16 protein-coding genes are annotated in these 16,346 nt (G+C 52.4%); 6 read left to right on the top strand and 10 right to left on the bottom strand.

The genetic code is table 11. From position 1 onward, the window contains the following. The first annotated feature begins 2 nt into the window (after nt 1–2). The 4 genes from METH5_RS0110140 (at nt 3) to METH5_RS0110125 (ending at nt 3,061) form a co-directional block, all read left to right on the top strand. Nucleotides 3–1,607, top strand: a complete 1,605-nt coding sequence (locus tag METH5_RS0110140; protein ID WP_029148399.1) for an NAD+ synthase — start codon at nt 3–5, stop codon at nt 1,605–1,607. Between the two features lie 90 nt (nt 1,608–1,697). Next, the gene (locus tag METH5_RS0110135; protein WP_029148398.1) at nt 1,698–2,036 is read left to right on the top strand and encodes a P-II family nitrogen regulator; all 339 of its coding nucleotides are present in this window, start codon (nt 1,698–1,700) and stop codon (nt 2,034–2,036) included. A 43-nt stretch (nt 2,037–2,079) separates the two neighbouring features. Further along, nucleotides 2,080–2,451 carry a DMT family protein gene (locus METH5_RS0110130; protein WP_232411011.1) on the top strand — a complete coding sequence of 124 codons (372 nt, stop codon included), beginning with the start codon at nt 2,080–2,082 and terminating at the stop codon, nt 2,449–2,451. Between the two features lie 115 nt (nt 2,452–2,566). Next, the gene (locus tag METH5_RS0110125; RefSeq protein ID WP_029148396.1) at nt 2,567–3,061 is read left to right on the top strand and encodes an FxDxF family PEP-CTERM protein; all 495 of its coding nucleotides are present in this window, start codon (nt 2,567–2,569) and stop codon (nt 3,059–3,061) included. Nucleotides 3,062–3,139: 78 nt separating this feature from the next. Here the strand turns inward: METH5_RS0110125 and kdsB are convergent, their stop codons facing one another. The 9 genes from kdsB to METH5_RS0110080 all read right to left on the bottom strand — a co-directional run bounded on the left by kdsB (nt 3,140) and on the right by METH5_RS0110080 (nt 12,565). After that, the gene (gene kdsB, locus METH5_RS0110120; RefSeq protein ID WP_029148395.1) at nt 3,140–3,877 is read right to left on the bottom strand and encodes a 3-deoxy-manno-octulosonate cytidylyltransferase; all 738 of its coding nucleotides are present in this window, start codon (nt 3,875–3,877) and stop codon (nt 3,140–3,142) included. Between the two features lie 2 nt (nt 3,878–3,879). Continuing rightward, a complete protein-coding gene (locus tag METH5_RS0110115; protein WP_029148394.1) occupies nt 3,880–4,062 on the bottom strand; it encodes a Trm112 family protein in 183 nt (60 codons plus the stop codon). Continuing rightward, the gene (gene lpxK, locus METH5_RS0110110; RefSeq protein WP_029148393.1) at nt 4,059–5,090 is read right to left on the bottom strand and encodes a tetraacyldisaccharide 4'-kinase; all 1,032 of its coding nucleotides are present in this window, start codon (nt 5,088–5,090) and stop codon (nt 4,059–4,061) included. The genes METH5_RS0110115 and lpxK overlap by 4 nt, the downstream gene beginning before the upstream one ends. Continuing rightward, entirely contained in the window at nt 5,090–6,844 is a 1,755-nt protein-coding gene (gene msbA / locus METH5_RS0110105) for a lipid A export permease/ATP-binding protein MsbA (RefSeq protein ID WP_029148392.1), read from the bottom strand. The genes lpxK and msbA overlap by 1 nt, the downstream gene beginning before the upstream one ends. Nucleotides 6,845–6,933: 89 nt before the next feature. Then, entirely contained in the window at nt 6,934–7,362 is a 429-nt protein-coding gene (locus METH5_RS0110100; RefSeq protein ID WP_029148391.1) for a biopolymer transporter ExbD, read from the bottom strand. A 51-nt stretch (nt 7,363–7,413) separates the two neighbouring features. Beyond that, entirely contained in the window at nt 7,414–8,019 is a 606-nt protein-coding gene (locus METH5_RS0110095; protein WP_029148390.1) for a MotA/TolQ/ExbB proton channel family protein, read from the bottom strand. 84 nt (nt 8,020–8,103) lie between these two features. Then, nucleotides 8,104–10,551, bottom strand: coding sequence for a DNA internalization-related competence protein ComEC/Rec2 (locus tag METH5_RS0110090; RefSeq protein ID WP_029148389.1), 2,448 nt, complete (start codon nt 10,549–10,551; stop codon nt 8,104–8,106). A 9-nt stretch (nt 10,552–10,560) separates the two neighbouring features. Then, a complete protein-coding gene (lolD, locus tag METH5_RS0110085) occupies nt 10,561–11,268 on the bottom strand; it encodes a lipoprotein-releasing ABC transporter ATP-binding protein LolD (RefSeq protein WP_029148388.1) in 708 nt (235 codons plus the stop codon). Then, entirely contained in the window at nt 11,261–12,565 is a 1,305-nt protein-coding gene (locus tag METH5_RS0110080; protein ID WP_036307797.1) for a lipoprotein-releasing ABC transporter permease subunit, read from the bottom strand. The genes lolD and METH5_RS0110080 overlap by 8 nt, the downstream gene beginning before the upstream one ends. 204 nt (nt 12,566–12,769) lie before the next feature. Here METH5_RS0110080 and METH5_RS0110075 point away from each other — a divergent pair, with 204 nt between their 5' ends. Further along, nucleotides 12,770–12,973 (top strand): CsbD family protein, encoded by a 204-nt coding sequence (locus tag METH5_RS0110075; protein ID WP_029148386.1) that lies wholly within the window; start codon nt 12,770–12,772, stop codon nt 12,971–12,973. A gap of 63 nt (nt 12,974–13,036) precedes the next feature. Here METH5_RS0110075 and ppc read toward each other — a convergent pair whose 3' ends face one another. Beyond that, entirely contained in the window at nt 13,037–15,832 is a 2,796-nt protein-coding gene (gene ppc, locus METH5_RS0110070) for a phosphoenolpyruvate carboxylase (RefSeq protein WP_029148385.1), read from the bottom strand. A gap of 286 nt (nt 15,833–16,118) precedes the next feature. Here ppc and METH5_RS0110065 point away from each other — a divergent pair, with 286 nt between their 5' ends. Continuing rightward, nucleotides 16,119–16,340 (top strand): hypothetical protein, encoded by a 222-nt coding sequence (locus METH5_RS0110065; protein ID WP_029148384.1) that lies wholly within the window; start codon nt 16,119–16,121, stop codon nt 16,338–16,340. Nucleotides 16,341–16,346 lie beyond the last annotated feature (6 nt).

Raw genomic sequence — 16,346 nt, 5'->3', positions numbered from 1 at the left:
ACATGAAACTCGCAATTGCTCAAATGAACTGCATGGTTGGTGCCATGCAACAAAATGCCGAACGTATTCTGGCGCTGGCCAACCAGGCCTATCAGGCAGGGGCCCGCTTACTACTCACCCCTGAACTTGCCCTTTGTGGCTACCCGCCTGAAGACCTGCTGTTCAGGCAAGACTTTTATGCCGCCAACCAGCGTGCATTGCAATGGTTAGAGCAGCGTTTACCGACCGAGATGGCTGTGGTGGTTGGCCATCCGCACACGGTCGCTGGCAAACGCTATAACGCGGCCTCGGTGATCCACTCTGGCAGAATTCAAGCCACTTATCACAAACATCATCTGCCTAACTACAGCGTGTTTGATGAAGAGCGCTATTTTGAAGCAGGCGACCTGCCCGTGGTATTTGAATGGCATGGTGTACGTTATGGCATTTTAATTTGTGCCGACAGCTGGGAGCCCGGCCCGGCCCTGCAAGCATTGCAAGCAGAGGCTCAAGTACTGCTAACGATCAACGCCTCGCCCTATCACATGCATAAACAGCAAACCCGCTATCAGGTGCTGCGCGACCGCATCAAGGAAACCGGTCTTGCCATGGTCTACGCCAATATGGTGGGCGGCCAGGATGAGCTGGTGTTTGACGGCGCCTCGTTCAGCATGAACAGCCAGGGCGCCCTGGTGCAAGAGCTGCCAATGTTTGAAGAGCAACTGGCTTACCTTACCCTGCAACAGGCGCAACCGCTGCCAGCAGACATCGCAGAGCCACTCTCCACCGAGGCCACCGTGTATAAAGCCCTGCGGTTAGGCTTGCAGGATTACGTGAACAAGAACAAATTCCCCAGCATCGTATTAGGCCTGTCTGGTGGCATAGATTCCGCACTGACACTGGCGATTGCGGTGGATGCGCTGGGCAAAGAACGCGTCAAAGCCGTGATGATGCCGTCAGAGTTTACGGCAGGCATCAGCGTAGAAGATGCCGCTGAAATGGCACGCCTGGTCGACGTCGAGTACAGCGTGTTACCAATCAAGCCACTGTTCGAAGGGTTTTGCGACAGCCTTGCCGAAGAATTTACCGGCACAACGTTTGATACCACTGAAGAAAACTTGCAGGCACGCATTCGCGGCATGTTGCTGATGGCGATCAGCAACAAATTTGGCAGCCTGGTACTCACCACCGGCAATAAATCTGAAACGGCCGTGGGTTACAGCACACTGTATGGCGACATGGCCGGCGGCTTTGCCCTGATTAAAGATGTGCCCAAAACCCTGGTGTATCGCCTGGCGACCTATCGTAACCAGTTGGGCACTGTGATCCCAGAAAGAATTATCACACGTGCGCCTAGCGCCGAATTGCGTGCCGACCAGACTGACCAGGATAGCTTGCCAGCCTATGAAATACTGGACGCGATCATGGAGGCCTACGTTGAGAAAGACCTCAGCGTTGAGGCCATTATTAGCCTGGGTTACTCACAGGCTGATGTACAGCGTGTCACCCGCCTGATAGACCGCAATGAGTATAAACGCAGGCAATCGGCGGTGGGCGTGCGCATTACCGAACGTGGCTTTGGCAAAGACCGTCGCTACCCGATTACCTGCAACCTGCGCTTTTCATAAGCCATGGTTGTGATCAGTCAACCAGTGGCATTTGAATAAACAGCACTGGTTGCGTAGAATGATAGAAAAAGTTTTATCCACGGAGCGCGTATGAAAAAAGTAGAAGCCGTCATTAAACCCTTTAAACTGGATGAAGTACGTGAAGCCTTGTCTGCCATTGGCGTCAATGGCCTGACGGTGACCGAGGTTAAAGGGTTTGGTCGTCAAAAAGGCCACACCGAGTTATATCGCGGTGCCGAGTATGTGGTGGATTTTCTGCCAAAAATCAAAATTGAAGTCATTTTAGCCACCGACATGGTAGACAGCGCTATTGAAGCCATTATTAAAGCCGCGCACACCGGCAAAATTGGCGATGGCAAAATTTTTGTCACCTCCGTCGAGCAAGTCATTCGCATCAGAACCGGCGAAACTGGCGAAGCCGCTATTTAACTCAACGCAGATACTTCGCTCCGCGTGGCGCAAAAGATGCGTCATGCGGTCGCGTGACATGGCGCCTGGTATGTCTTACACCCTGATTAAAACCGTCTTGTTATTATCCGCAGCCAACCTGTTTATGTTGTTTGCCTGGTATGGTCATCTGCGAGACCTGCACCAAAAGCCACTCTGGATTGCCATTATTGCCAGTTGGAGCATTGCGCTGATTGAATATTGCTTTCAGGTACCCGCCAACCGCATTGGCTTCACGCAGCTCAATCTGGCACAGCTCAAAATTCTGCAAGAAGTCATCACCCTGGTCATGTTTGTGCCCTTTGCGTTGCTGTATATGCATCAACCTTTAAAGTGGGACTATCTGTGGGCAGGCCTGTGCATGATGGGCGCCGTCTACTTTATTTTCAGGACCTAAAAGCGCTTGCTCGCCTGAAGTTCCCTGCATGACCCTAACGGGCTATTTCCCCGCTGACGCAATATTGCCATAATCGCTCTCAGCAACATTCAATCAATATCAATCGGGGAATATTATGTTGAAAAATCTGTTAATTGCAGCTTCACTGTTAGCCAGCACCTCTGTGTTTGCCACCACAACCACCTTTAGTGGCACTGACCACCCAGGCACCAGCTTATCCCACACGGTTAAAATCAATATCTCTTATTTGGATGGTAGTTTCGATTTGACCGGTGTATTAGACCCAAGCTTAAGATTGCTGCACGAAAACAACTCTGGTTTGTATCAAGGCCTGACAGTAATCAGCGATGCAGATGACACCTTCACTTATGCACCTATCCTCACACCATTGATTGACCTGGATGTTACAAGATACACTTTTAGCGTATCTAACCTGGCTGCAGGCAGCTACACTTTGCAATTCAACCTGATTGCCGGTGGCCACTACGAAGGTAACTACACTATCAACCCGATCACCGTGCCAGTACCAGAGCCAGAAACTTACGGCATGATGTTTGCAGGCTTGGCCTTGATGGGCACGATTGCTGCACGCCGTCAGAGAAAAAACTAATTCGACGACGCGTTTAACGCTCGCAATAAAAAAGCCTGCAGATGCAGGCTTTTTTATTATATGTAACGCATCATCAAACTACGCAACAAATACTTTGCGCACCAAGGCCAAATCTTCTGCTGTATCTACTCCGCTGGCAGGCGCGTGCGCTGTCACGGTCACGGCAATCTGGTAGCCATGGTATAACACGCGCAGTTGTTCCAGACTCTCAATCTTCTCCAGCGCCGTCACTGGCAAACTCGCGTATTGCTTGAGAAAACCCACCCGATACGCATAAATACCAATATGGCGATGGGCGACCAGATGCTGCCTATACTCGGCATCGCGCGGAAACGGAATCGGCGCGCGACTAAAATACAAGGCTTGCTGCTTGGCGTTTAAAACAACCTTCACCACGTTTGGGTTGTCAAAACTATCCGCATCATGGATAGAATGACAGGCTGTAGACATCACTGCTTGCGGATCATTGGCCAAAGTTTGTGCCACTTCGTTAATCAATACCGGGTCAATCAGCGGTTCATCGCCCTGCACATTCACCACAATCATCTCATCCGGCCAGCCCATGCTGGCGACCACTTCAGCGATGCGGTCGGTGCCAGACACATGGTCTACCCGCGTCATGACCGCAGCGACTCCGTGCGATGCGGCAGCGTGCATGATATCGTCGTGATCTGTCGCAATCACGATGTCGCTAGCCAGGCTTTTTGCTGCCTGCTCGGCCACGCGGATCACCATAGGCTTACCGGCAATATCCAGTAATGGCTTGCCCGGCAAACGGCTACTGGAAAAACGGGCGGGAACAACAACCTTAAACATGCTTATTCGCTGTATTCTTGTTCGTCCAGACGGCGCGCTTCATCTTCCAGCATGACCGGAATACCATCACGCACCGGATAAGCCAAACGTGCATTTTTTGAGATCAGCTCCTGCTTTTGCTTATCGTAAACCAACGGCCCTTTGGTCACCGGACAGACCAGAATTTCCAATAATTTAGGATTCATTTCATACTTCCTTTGCGTTGTTGCATAGATTGTTGCAATTGCTCGACAACATAGTGTGTCAGTGGCTGGTTGTGTCCAATTGGTTTAAGCTCAGCGCTCACAGGCAGATACCAGGCATCATCCACGCCCAATTGCTGACATTTTACGGCATCTTTCTCGGTCATCAGGATGGTTTTTCCGCGCAACGCCATAAAATCTGCCTGCGTATACGCATGGTGGTCTGCCAGCGCCTGTTGTTCGCAATCTAGGCCCATGCTTGTCAACACATCGAAAAAGCGCTTTGGATGACCGATGCCAGCCATCGCCACCAACGGTTTTGCACGCAAATATGCCTGCGTGGTTTCAGTTGCAAAATCCGTGACCGACGTCCAGCCACCTGCGCGCAACTCAAGTTGGTAACTGGCTGCATGTGATGGCACTGCGGGCAATTGCCCGGTCTCGACCACAATATCTACCGCATGCAAACGGCCTAGCGGCTCGCGCAATGGGCCCGCGGGTAGCAATCGGCCATTACCTACGCCGAGTGGCCGTTGAACCACTGCAATCTCAATATCACGTTGCAAGGCATAATGCTGCAAGCCGTCATCACAAATCAGCACATTGACCGCAGGATGCGCATTGAGCAAAGCCAAACCGCCTGCTGCGCGTAGCGGGTTTACCCACACCGGGCAGCCACTGCGCCTGGCAATTAACACCGGTTCGTCGCCTACCAGAGCTGGCTGGCTGGCTGGCGTGACCTCGCCAGTGTATTGGCTGCCATAGCCCCGACTTAAAATGCCAGGCATATAGCCCGCCGCACGTAACTGCTGCGCCAGATAAATCACCAGCGGCGTTTTGCCGACACCGCCAACAGAAACATTACCAACCACGATGACAGGCACTGGCAACGTCTGGCTTGAAAACAGGCCCATTTGATAGCAACAACGTCTGCTCGCGGCCAATAAGGCAAATAGCCAAGACAATGGTAGCAGCAGGCATTGCGCCCAGCCTGTTATTTGCCACTGCCGCTCAAACCATGTGCGCAACATTAGTCGTCTTGAAACTGCTTATGATATAGCCTGCTGTAATAGCCGTTCTGTGCCAGCAAGGTCTGATGAGAACCCGTTTCTATGATGCTGCCGTGATCCATGACAAGAATTCTGTCGGCGTTTTCCACCGTACTCAGCCTATGCGCAATCACAATGGTGGTACGGTCACGCATCAGGCGGTCCAGCGCCATTTGCACATGCAACTCAGATTCACTATCTAGCGCAGAGGTCGCTTCATCCAGTAACAACACTGGCGCATTTTTTAAAATGGCACGCGCAATGGCCAAGCGCTGGCGCTGGCCACCAGACAAACGTACGCCGCGGTCACCAATCTCACTCTGCAAGCCTTGCGGCATTTGCTGGATAAACTCCCAGGCATTGGCCGCTTTGGCGGCGTCAATCACTTGCTGCTCGCTGGCATCCCGCAGCGCACCATAAGCAATATTATTAAAGATCGTGTCATTAAATAACACGATATCCTGGCTCACCAGTGAAAACTGCGCACGCAAATTATCCAGTTGATAGTCTGTAACATTTTTATTATCCAGCAATACCTGACCTTGCTGTGACTCATAAAAACGTGGCAATAAATTCACCAGCGTGGTTTTACCACTGCCAGAGCGCCCCACCAGCGCAACTTTCTCACCCGCTGCAATTTCAAAACTCAAGCCAGACAAGGCGTCTTTTTTAGCCTGCGGGTAACGCACAGTCACCTGATCAAAACGCAAAGCGCCTTGCGCACGTGCAACCTGATAACTGCCTTGATCCACTTCATTCTCAATATCCAGCACATCAAATACACTTTGTGCCGCCGCCAGGCCAATCTGTAAGTCTTCATTAGCGGCAGTGATATGTTTAATCGGCGCAATCAGCATCATTAACGCGCCAACAAAGGCAGCAAACTCACCCACCGTAAACTGCGCCAATGCGTAAAAAACAACCAGGCCCAAAGCCACGGCAGACAAAATCTCAATCACAAAGCTATTGAGGCCAGAAATTCTGGCCGTGCGTAACTCCAGCTGCCGGTTGCGGCTAACCACCTCGCCAAAGCGGTCATTTTCAAACGCCTGAGCGCCAAAAATTTTAACAATACGTTGTGCCGCAATGGCCTCTTCTGCCGTTTTAGTAATTTCACCGACCGCTTGCTGCACTTTTTTTGCATTGGCGCGCAATTTAGGCGTCGTGCGCGCAAGATAGAAACCCATCAACGGCGCCACCAGTGCAAAAATGAGGGTTAAACGCCAATCAAGGTACAGCATATAGCCAATCAGGCCGATCACGGTCAGCACATCACGCAGCACATTCAATGCAGAACGCGTCACCACCGTCGACAGTCGCTCAATGTCGTAAGTCATTTTAGACACCAGCAAACCATTGGAGTTAGCATCAAAAAAACTCACCGGCAACATCAGCAACTTGGCAAAAATCTGCTTGCGCAGCACTTCTACCACGCGCCTGGCCACAGTGCGTAAGCTATACACAGAAAAGAAGCCCGCCACAGCCCTGATCGCCATCAGGCCAAACAACATCAACGGCAGCACATAAGCATCGTGGTCGATAGACTTGGCAAACCCTTCATCAGTGACTTTTTTAATTAAAGCCAGAAACAAAGTATTGCTGGAGGCCAGAATCGCCGTCGACAGCATAGACAATGCAAAATGCATTTTATAATGCCAGGCATAGGCAAACAGCCGCTTGTAGAGTAATACCGGATGGGCGGTGATGACCGGTTCAGAAGATGATTTTCGCGCCATGCGGTTGTCTCGGGCAGTCTAAAAACAAACAGCCCGCCAAGAGTGACGGGCTTGTTGAAGGATCACAACCATGTGTGTCCAGTGAGTCATTAACGGGAATTCACCTGCGTCGCAAACGTAATGTGGGTGTAATTAGCCATGCGCGATGCTTCCATAATATTGACTACCGATTGATGTGTCGCTTTGGCATCGGCATTAATAATAATGGTCGGCTCTTTGCCGGATGGCCCATTCGCACCTGCCTGCGTCAATGCCGCAGATAAATCAGATACAACCGCGCCATTGGCTTCTTTGCCATTGACCAGATAACGGCCATTGGCATCGACCTCAACGGTGATGGTCAATGGCTTTTCTTGTGGGGCGCTGGCATCGGCGGTTGGCAAATTAATTTGTAACTCGCTGGTGCGTGAGAACGTGGCACTCACCATCAAAAAAATGATAATCACCAGCAGCACGTCAATCAGTGGAATAAAGTTGATTTCCAACTCTTCGTTACGGACACCACGTTTGAAATTCATGAAATTGCCTTTGTGTTCAATGTGCTTATGATTACCTGAGCTACAGCCACCTTAGCCACGGTCACCATGGATAATTTCCACCAGTTTGATCGCCTGCTGTTCCATGTCGACCAGTAAGCCATCAATCTTGCCGCGGAAATAACGGTAAGCAATCATCGAAGGCACCGCCACGACAATACCGGCAGCCGTGTTATACAGTGCCACAGAAATACCGCGCGCAAACTGGGCGACGTCATGTCCGCTATTAGTAAACGAACCGAACAGCTCCACCATCCCGATCACCGTGCCCAGCAAACCGAGCAAAGGTGCCACAGTGGCAATCGTGCCCAGCGTTGGCAGATATTGCTCCAGCTTGTGCGCGACAGCGCGGCCCGTTTCTTCAATCGCTTCTTTGGTCACTTCACGTGAGTTATTCATATTGGCCAAGGCACTGGCAAATACTTTGCCTAACAAAGAGTGTGCTTCCAGGCGGCTCAGTGTTTCACGCGTCACCCCGCCTTGTTTTAACCAGTTTTGCACTTCTGGCAGCAATTGCTCAGGCGTGACGACCGATGCCCTTAATGCCCAGCATCGTTCGACAATAATGGCGAAGGCAATCACGGAGGCAATAATCAGAGGCCAGATGGGCCAGCCGGCCGCTAAAATAATTTCCCACACAGCAAACACTCCAGTTGTTTTTAAACTTTCGCTACTTTAGCGTTAACCAGGCCTGAGGGCAAGTTTTGTGCGGTATCTATCCAGTTACAATGCGTTTGCGGGGCGACGGTCGAGTACCTCCCAATAATGTGGCTCAGCAGCGCGCCAACGAGTCACTTGTGGCCGCTGGCCCTGGGTAAAGTCCAGCACAATGGCCCCATCCTCATCCGAGCGCAGTGTGTGGCTACCTAGCGCCTGGTATCTGGCCATCACCTCTGGCTTGGGGTGGCCAAACCGGTTTAGATAGCCCACCGTTGCAATTGCAATCTCGGGTTGCACTTGGCTGATAAAAGCTAGGCTAGATGAAGTCTTACTGCCATGATGCGGCATGGTCATCACATGGGCGCGCAGCCCGTCAGGCGCAGATGCAAGCAGCGCATGCTCGGCCACTTGCTCAATATCCCCCGTGAGCAACAAGCTGCCATGCGTAGAAACCACCTGAATCACACAACTTTTGTCATTATCTCTGGCATCTGCCGCCAAGGCCTGTGTGGGATAAATCACCCGAAAAATCACCTGGTCCCATTGCCATTGCTGACCGCTATGACAGGTGACGCGCGGCATGTGCGTTGCCTGCGGAATAGCCTGCAACTGTGTAAACAAAGTCGCTGCAGGGGTTAGCGAGCTCAGCATTTGCTTCGCGGCAACACCAGAGAGTACAGACGCCATGCCGCCAACATGATCATTGTCATCATGCGAGACTACGGCCAGGTCTAACTGTTTGACGCCCAAATGGCGTAAATAAGGCAACACAATGCGCTGGCCAGCGTCACTTTGCTCGTTATACACAGGCCCGGCATCATATAGCAGCGTATGCTGCGCCGTTTGCACCAGCACACTCAGGCCTTGCCCGACATCAAGTACCGTCACCCGCATTTGGCCAGGCTGCAAGGTTGATGCTACCGGCAAGCATAGTGGCAACCATAGCAGCAACCCAGCCCACCGTAAGGGCCAACCGCGTGGCATCAGCCACCACAGTGTGCCCAGCATCGCCAGCAGCCACGCCCACATGGAAGGCGTCGCGACATAGCTTACTGCCCAAGGCAACTGCCGCAGCCATTGCAATGCGTGTGCACAACCCTGCCATAGCCCGGCAGCCAGTTGTAACAAAAAGTCGAGCGGCAGCACCGCACCGGCAATCGCCAGCGGCACCACGCCCAAGCTCACCATAGGGATCGCCAAGCCATTCGCAAGCGGAGACACAAGTGATAACTGGTTAAACAGCAGCGCCAGCACCGGCACAAATGCCAGCGTGATGATCCATTGCGTCTGCAGCGCAGACTGCCACCAGCCAACCTGACGCAAGCGCCCGCCCATGGCAAACGCCAAGATAGCCACTGCGCCAAACGACAACCAGAATCCGGGCGCCATCACCGCCCAAGGGTCTAGCAATAGCACCACCCACACTGCCACACAAAGGACCCATGAAAAAGGTAATCGGTGCTTTAAGCTCAGCATCACCAACACGGTGAGCAGCATGTAGAGCGTGCGCTGGGTGGGCACAGAAAAGCCGGCCAGCGCAGAATAAGCAATGGCGACCAATGCACCGCCAACACTGGCTGCTAATTTAGAAGGCACATATAGCGCCCAGCGCGGGCGCAAACGCCACAACCAGCCCGTGCACAGATAGCCCAACGAAGCCAGCATCGTAATATGCAAGCCAGAAATACTAACCAGGTGATTGATGCCGGTATCGACAAACAATTGCCAGTCGGCGCGCGCAATCTGGCTGTCATCACCAATCACCAGCGCACGTACGACGGCACTTGACGGCGTGGTGCCTAATACACGTTCGATACGCGCACCCACATTGGCGCGCCAGCGTGCAATTAATGCCGCCGGTTGCCAGACCATGGGCTGCAATTGATGCATGGGCGCTTTGCTGACAATAGAGCCACTGGCACCAATCTGGTTGGCCAGGCACCAAGCAGCATAATCAAACCCATGTGGATTACGCGCGGCGTGTGGCCGCTTAAGCCTGACGCTAAACTGCCAGCGCTCACCCGCTTGTAATCGCGGCATGGCTATGACCGGTTTTGCTGCGTCACCGCGATAAGACTGCTCATACAAATTGAGGCGCACCTTAGCGGGTAGCGGGCAAGCACGATTAAAGCTGCGCTCAATGGCCACATCGACATGCTGACCACGGGCATCGCGCTCGGGCACACTGACAATCACACCCTGCACTTGCAACACCTGCTGCTCACATGCAGCAGGCAAAGCTGATTGCAAACGCCACCAGGCACGTGCTTGCGCATAGGCAAAGCCTAATGCAGCGATTAGCAACACCAGCCAGAGCTTTCGCAGCAGTGTTTGATAGCGAAAAGAATGAGAAACGCCTGGCACCCAAGCGCGGAGCAGACCGTATCGTAATACACCGAACACGGCCAGCACTGCCAACCCGCTGACCCAGACAGTGACAGACCACAGCTGAGATTGCTGCTGAAACAGCCAAACTCCAAACAGTAATCCGACTGTGGCGCCTGGCAGCATGACGTTTATTTAAGCGGAGGTGGCGTCCTGCTGAGGCGTAGATGCCATCGCTTGCAGCGTGCCATCTTGCAAGCGATATTGCCGATGCATACGTGCTGCCAGTGACAAGTCATGCGTGACCACCACCAGCGCAGTGCCTTGCTGTGACTGTATTTGCAGCAGCAGCTCAAAAACCTGCTCGGCTGTTTGCCGGTCCAGGTTACCGGTCGGCTCATCGGCCAGTATGCAACGCGGCTGCGTCACCAGCGCACGCGCCAGCGCTGCACGTTGGCGCTCACCACCAGACAACTCACCTGGCGTGTGCTCAAGGCGATGTGTTAACCCCACCAGCGACAAATAGTACTCGGCCTGCGCGAGTGCTGCTGCGCGTGGCATGCGTCGTATCAATAACGGCATGGCCACGTTTTCGAGGGCGCTAAACTCAGGCAGCAAATGATGAAACTGGTAAACAAAGCCCAAATACTGGTTGCGCATGGCACTCTTGTCACGCTCAGACAAACTGGCCAGCGGCTTAGCCAACCAAGCCACCTCGCCTTGCGTCGGCGCATCCAGCCCGCCCAGCAGGTGTAGCAAGGTACTTTTACCACTGCCTGACGCCCCCACAATCGCCACATGGTCGCCTGCGGCCAGCTGCAAATCAACGCCGGTTAATACCGAGGTATCCAGCCCTTGATAGGTTTTTGCCAAGCCCTGGCACTGCAATATCAACTCATTCATAACGCAAGGCCTCCGCCGGATTCATACTGGCAGCACGCGCACTAGGGTACAGGGTGGCAATCAGGCTGAGTAAAATAGATAAACCGACAATCGCTGTCACATCCGACCACATCAATTTAGAAGGTAAGTCACTGATGTAATACACATCTTTGGACAAAAACTGTACATTAAAGGTACGCTCTATCCACGGCACCACGGTTTCAATATTCAACGCCAGTATCACACCCAGCACTGCACCAGACACGGTGCCTATCACACCTATCATCGCGCCTTGCACCACAAACATCTTGCGGATCGCCTGCGGCGTGGCGCCCATAGTACGCAAAATGGCAATATCGGCGCGCTTATCGGTCACGGCCATCACTAACGTAGACACAATATTAAAAGCCGCCACTGCAACAATCAGCGCCAGAATAATAAACATCACGCGTTTTTCAAGCTGAATCGCCTTAAAAAAATTGGCGTGCTGCTGGGTCCAGTCGGTGATGTAATAGTTTGGCCCCAATGCCTGAATCAGCTCACGGCTCACCCGGTCTGCCATAAACAAATCGGCCAGCTTGAGGCGCAAGCCTGACACCTGGTCGCCGAGGCGATACAGTTTGGCAGCATCGTCCAGATGGATTAATGCCAGCCCCGCATCATACTCATACATGCCGACCTGAAAAATACCGGCTACCGTAAACTGCTTGATACGTGGTACCAGCCCGGCCGGGGTCACCTGCCCTTGCGGCGCCATCAGCACCACTTTTTCACCAACACGCACACCGAGCGCCATAGCTAAATCAGAGCCCAGCACAATATTAAATTGCCCGGCCTGTAAATCGGTTAACTTCCCCAGTTTCATCTGGCTAGACAGTTCAGATACGCTTGCCTCCTGCGCAGGCAACACGCCGCGAATCAGCACGCCCTGCACCGCCTGGTCATGCGTGAGCATGCCTTGGGCCATAATATACGGCGCGACCCCTTCAATCGGGCTGGCAACTGATTTGGGCGGAATAGATTGAATCTGCTGCTGCAGGCTTTGCCAGCCCGCCAGGCCCACATCAAAGCCGCGCACTTCAATATGCGAGGCCACGCCCAGAATTCGTTTACGCAACTCATCCTGAAAGCCGTTCATGACTGAAAGCACGACAATGAGCGCCATCACGCCCAGCGCAATGCCCACCATGCTGGTCAGAGAGATAAAGGAAATGAAATGATTGTTACGCTTGGCGCGCGTATAGCGCCAGCCTATCCAGTATTCATAGGGCAATCGTTGCAGCAGCGATTGGCCCAACGCAGAAAGTGTGTTCTTCATGCCCGAATCTTAACAGCTTTTAATGGCACAGCGGAACCCGCACACACGTAAAGTCATGCTTAAAAACAGGTTTTCTGACTGCCTCTGTCAGCCTTATCTGACCTCAGATTAGTCCATGCGCCGACTGAATCCATGCAGTTTTATCTTTAACATGCAACACAGGTTAATGACCTGAACACCATTCTTAAATTGAGGAGACTCGACATGAATAAAGATATTTTTGAAGGCAACTGGAAACAAATTAAAGGTAAAGTACAAGAACAATGGGGCAAGTTAACCAACGATGATCTGGATGTGATTGAAGGTAAACGCGACCAGGTCGCTGGTAAAATCCAGGAACGCTACGGCATCACCAAAGATGAAGCTGAAAAGCAAATCAAGGCCTGGGAAGATAATCGTCGACACTAATTTGGCACCTAACCCATAAAAAAGGACAAGCAAGGCTTGTCCTTTTTTAATGCCCGCCTGACCTTAGCCGGTATTGCGCAAGCTAGTCGCAATACCGTTAATCGTCAGTGGAATCGACCACTTCAGTTTTTCGTCTGTTTCGCCGTTGCGGTAACGCTGTATCATTTCTACCTGCAAATGGTTCATCGGGTCGAGGTAAGGCAAGCGGTCGCGGATAGATTTAGCGATCACCGGCTGACTGGCCAGGCGTTGCGTAGTGCCTAATAATAAGTTCACCGCATCAGTGGTCAGCTTGTGCTCATGCGCAATACGGCTGAAAATTTCTTCGCGCAGGTCGCGGTCTTCGAGCAAATGGGCATAATGACGCGCCACAATCAGATCGGTTTTTGCCAGCACCATATCTACGTTATTAATCAGGGTGTTAAACAAGGGCCAATGCGCCTGCATTTCAAGCAACATGGCCAGGCGAGCCTCTTTTAACGCCGGGTCTTGCTGCAAAAAATGTTGGATGGCACTGCCCAGCCCATACCAGCCGGGCAACAACAAACGGCACTGTGCCCAGGAGAACCCCCATGGAATCGCCCGTAAATCCTCAATGCGACGCGTCGACTTGCGCGCGGCTGGACGGCTACCCAAATTCAGTTCGGCAATCTCGTTAATTGGCGTGGTATTAAAAAAGTATTCAGCAAAGCCTGGCGTTTCATAGACCAGACTGCGATAGCTGGTCATGGCGGTGGCAGACAGTGTTTCCATGACGCCTTCAAAAGCGCGACGCTTGGCTGGTTCCAACTGGTCAGCCGGGAACAATGTCGCATCCAGCGTGGCGGCAATCAGGGTTTCCAGATGCTGTCGGCCGACAACGGGGTCAGCATAGCGCGTGGAAATAATCTCGCCTTGCTCGGTCAGGCGAATCTGGCCATCCACCGTGCCTTTGGGTTGCGCCATAATGGCCTGGTAAGTCGGGCCACCACCACGCCCCACCGTACCACCTCGACCATGAAACAAACGCAGTTTGACGTTGGCCTGATTGAACAACTCCACCAGCGAAATTTCTGCTTTATAGAGCTCCCAGTTCGAGGTTAAAAAGCCGCCATCCTTGTTGCTGTCAGAATACCCCAGCATGACTTCCTGCTCGCTACCCTGATAGCGAATCACGTGGCGAATACCCAGCAAGCTCAGCCATTTACCCATGATCATGGGTGCATCGCGCAGGTCAGCAATGGTTTCAAACAACGGTACGATATTCAAATCGACCTGAATATTGGCCGATCCCCACACACCACGCAGCAAGCCTGCTTCGCGTTGCAGCAATGCCACTTCCAGCAGGTCAGACAAAGTCTCGGTATGCGAAATAATATATTGCCGCACCGCATGCGCGCCAAAGCGGTCACGCATCTCGCGCACGGCCACCAGCACCCCAATTTCTTTATGTACCAGCTCAGAATATTGCTGAAACGGTGAAAACAGCAAGCGTGGCTGCTTTAACTCCTCCAGCAAAATACCGATTTTTTCATCCTCATTAAACGCAGCATAATCAAAGTCATGCCCGGCTTTTTGCAATAACTCGGTAATCACCGCTTCATGCACATCTGACGATTGGCGAATATCCACCGTAGCCAGATGAAAACCAAACGTGCTAATGGCTTTAATCAACTTGCCCAGACGCGGATAAATCAACGCTTCACCATGGTGGGCGCGCAGGGAGTCAGCAATGGTCTGCAAAGTCTCAAGGAACGATTCCGGGCTGTCATAAGGCTCGGCATCTGCGTCTTCATGCAGCGCCCAGCCGCCCTGTGGCAGCAAGTCACAAGCGGTGGCCAGCAAACGGTCATGCATGCCATTGAGTGCCAAACGATAAGGCTCATCGAGCCGGTGTTGCGATTGGTCACGCGAGGCTTTGCTTAATTGCAGCACGGCATCGTCTACGCCGACAACGCGCGTTGACACCGCCAGCTCGCGTTTTAATGCTGCCAGCTCTTGCAAATAAAACTTGAATAAAGTCGTCGCCTGCAAACGCACGCTTTCGCGCAGCGTGGCCCCGTTCACAAACGGGTTGCCATCACGATCACCGCCTATCCAGCTGCCCATGCGCAAAAAGCCTGGCAGTGCAACATCGGGTAACAGATCAGACAAGTCACGCTCGATGTCCTGCAAAATCTCAGGGATCACATGTAAAAACGTACTTTCGTAATAAGTGAGTGCATTTTCAATTTCATTGAGCACACTGAGTTTGGAGTAGCGCATCATACGGGTTTGCCATAACGCGGCCACCGCACCTTGCAATAGCAGGCTGTTACGTGCCAATTGGCGCTCAGACACCATATGCGCACGCTCGGCCAGCAATTCGGCAATCAGGCGCTCAATATCCAGCACGCTTTTACGCTGCACTTCGGTCGGGTGCGCGGTCAGCACCGGCGAAATTAAGGCATCCTGCAGCAAGTTTTTAATGGTGTCGGCCGGAATAGCCGCGGCTTTTATTTGCAACAAGGTATACGAAAGCATGCCCGGCGCGGGCGTATTCTGTTCACAATGCCCCAATTGTTGGCCGTATAAGTCTTCAGCCAGATTCACCAGATGTTTAAAATAAGCCAGCGCACGCACCACACGCACGGTATGTTCCAGACTTAAATCTGCGAGCAATTGTTCGAGGTCGAGCGAGGCCTGCTGGTCATGTGTCTGGTGAAAACGCAGGGCCGCTTGTCGAATCGACGCAATGGTTTGCGCCACCTCTTCGCCTTCGGCCTCCAGAATCGCTTTATCAAGCAACTCGCCCAGCAATTGAATATTGTCGGTCAACTGCGTTTCTGCCGAAACCATCGCTGCCGAAATCGTGGCGCTGGCCGCAAGTTTTTTTATCATGGTGCCTCTCCTCTAGCTCAATCAGAGACTAGCAACAAGCAGGCCATCTTTAAGGTGACTTTTTTTACTTTAAAATCAGTCCGTTAATAAAATTAAATACACCACACGCACTGTGATCAGGCGCGCCTGTGCACTGATTTGGCTCTTGCGATTAAAAGCCTGAGGTTAAAAGTGGAAGAATGACAAAAAGAGGTGCAACCGTAAAATGATGCAAAGTTTCGGTACTACACATCCCAGCGCGGTCTGACTTATGTCATGCCCGCGCAGGCTCAGGCATAATAAGCAGATGGCGCACATCAACCTCGATCACTGGATACAGCAAATACTGACTGTCTGGCAGTCACTCTCTGTGGTGGGGTTGTGGCAGCAAGATGCATTTTTGCTGTTGGTGTGTTTGCTTGCCTGCCTGCTGCTGTTTCTCACCGGCACGGTGATTGGGCTGTTTGTGCAATCGCTATGGGGCATTTTTGTGTCCAGCCGCCGCACGGCTGACGACGATCACAAATAAACTGTT

Origin of the sequence: Methylophilus sp. 5 (assembly GCF_000515275.1) — a bacterium.
Lineage (GTDB): Bacteria > Pseudomonadota > Gammaproteobacteria > Burkholderiales > Methylophilaceae > Methylophilus.
The sequence above is the reverse complement of the archived record's forward strand: the minus strand, read 5'-3'. Positions and strand labels throughout refer to the sequence as shown.

Excerpts from the sequence above, each read along its gene's own strand:
- METH5_RS0110140 (WP_029148399.1), top strand. The coding sequence starts at position 3 with ATGAAACTCGCAATTGCTCAAATGAACTGCATGGTTGGTGCCATGCAA.
- METH5_RS0110135 (WP_029148398.1), top strand. The coding sequence starts at position 1,698 with ATGAAAAAAGTAGAAGCCGTCATTAAACCCTTTAAACTGGATGAAGTA.
- METH5_RS0110130 (WP_232411011.1), top strand. The coding sequence starts at position 2,080 with ATGCGGTCGCGTGACATGGCGCCTGGTATGTCTTACACCCTGATTAAA.
- METH5_RS0110125 (WP_029148396.1), top strand. The coding sequence starts at position 2,567 with ATGTTGAAAAATCTGTTAATTGCAGCTTCACTGTTAGCCAGCACCTCT.
- kdsB (WP_029148395.1), bottom strand. The coding sequence starts at position 3,877 with ATGTTTAAGGTTGTTGTTCCCGCCCGTTTTTCCAGTAGCCGTTTGCCG.
- METH5_RS0110115 (WP_029148394.1), bottom strand. The coding sequence starts at position 4,062 with ATGAATCCTAAATTATTGGAAATTCTGGTCTGTCCGGTGACCAAAGGG.
- lpxK (WP_029148393.1), bottom strand. The coding sequence starts at position 5,090 with ATGTTGCGCACATGGTTTGAGCGGCAGTGGCAAATAACAGGCTGGGCG.
- msbA (WP_029148392.1), bottom strand. The coding sequence starts at position 6,844 with ATGGCGCGAAAATCATCTTCTGAACCGGTCATCACCGCCCATCCGGTA.
- METH5_RS0110100 (WP_029148391.1), bottom strand. The coding sequence starts at position 7,362 with ATGAATTTCAAACGTGGTGTCCGTAACGAAGAGTTGGAAATCAACTTT.
- METH5_RS0110090 (WP_029148389.1), bottom strand. The coding sequence starts at position 10,551 with ATGCTGCCAGGCGCCACAGTCGGATTACTGTTTGGAGTTTGGCTGTTT.
- lolD (WP_029148388.1), bottom strand. The coding sequence starts at position 11,268 with ATGAATGAGTTGATATTGCAGTGCCAGGGCTTGGCAAAAACCTATCAA.
- METH5_RS0110080 (WP_036307797.1), bottom strand. The coding sequence starts at position 12,565 with ATGAAGAACACACTTTCTGCGTTGGGCCAATCGCTGCTGCAACGATTG.
- METH5_RS0110075 (WP_029148386.1), top strand. The coding sequence starts at position 12,770 with ATGAATAAAGATATTTTTGAAGGCAACTGGAAACAAATTAAAGGTAAA.
- ppc (WP_029148385.1), bottom strand. The coding sequence starts at position 15,832 with ATGATAAAAAAACTTGCGGCCAGCGCCACGATTTCGGCAGCGATGGTT.
- METH5_RS0110065 (WP_029148384.1), top strand. The coding sequence starts at position 16,119 with ATGGCGCACATCAACCTCGATCACTGGATACAGCAAATACTGACTGTC.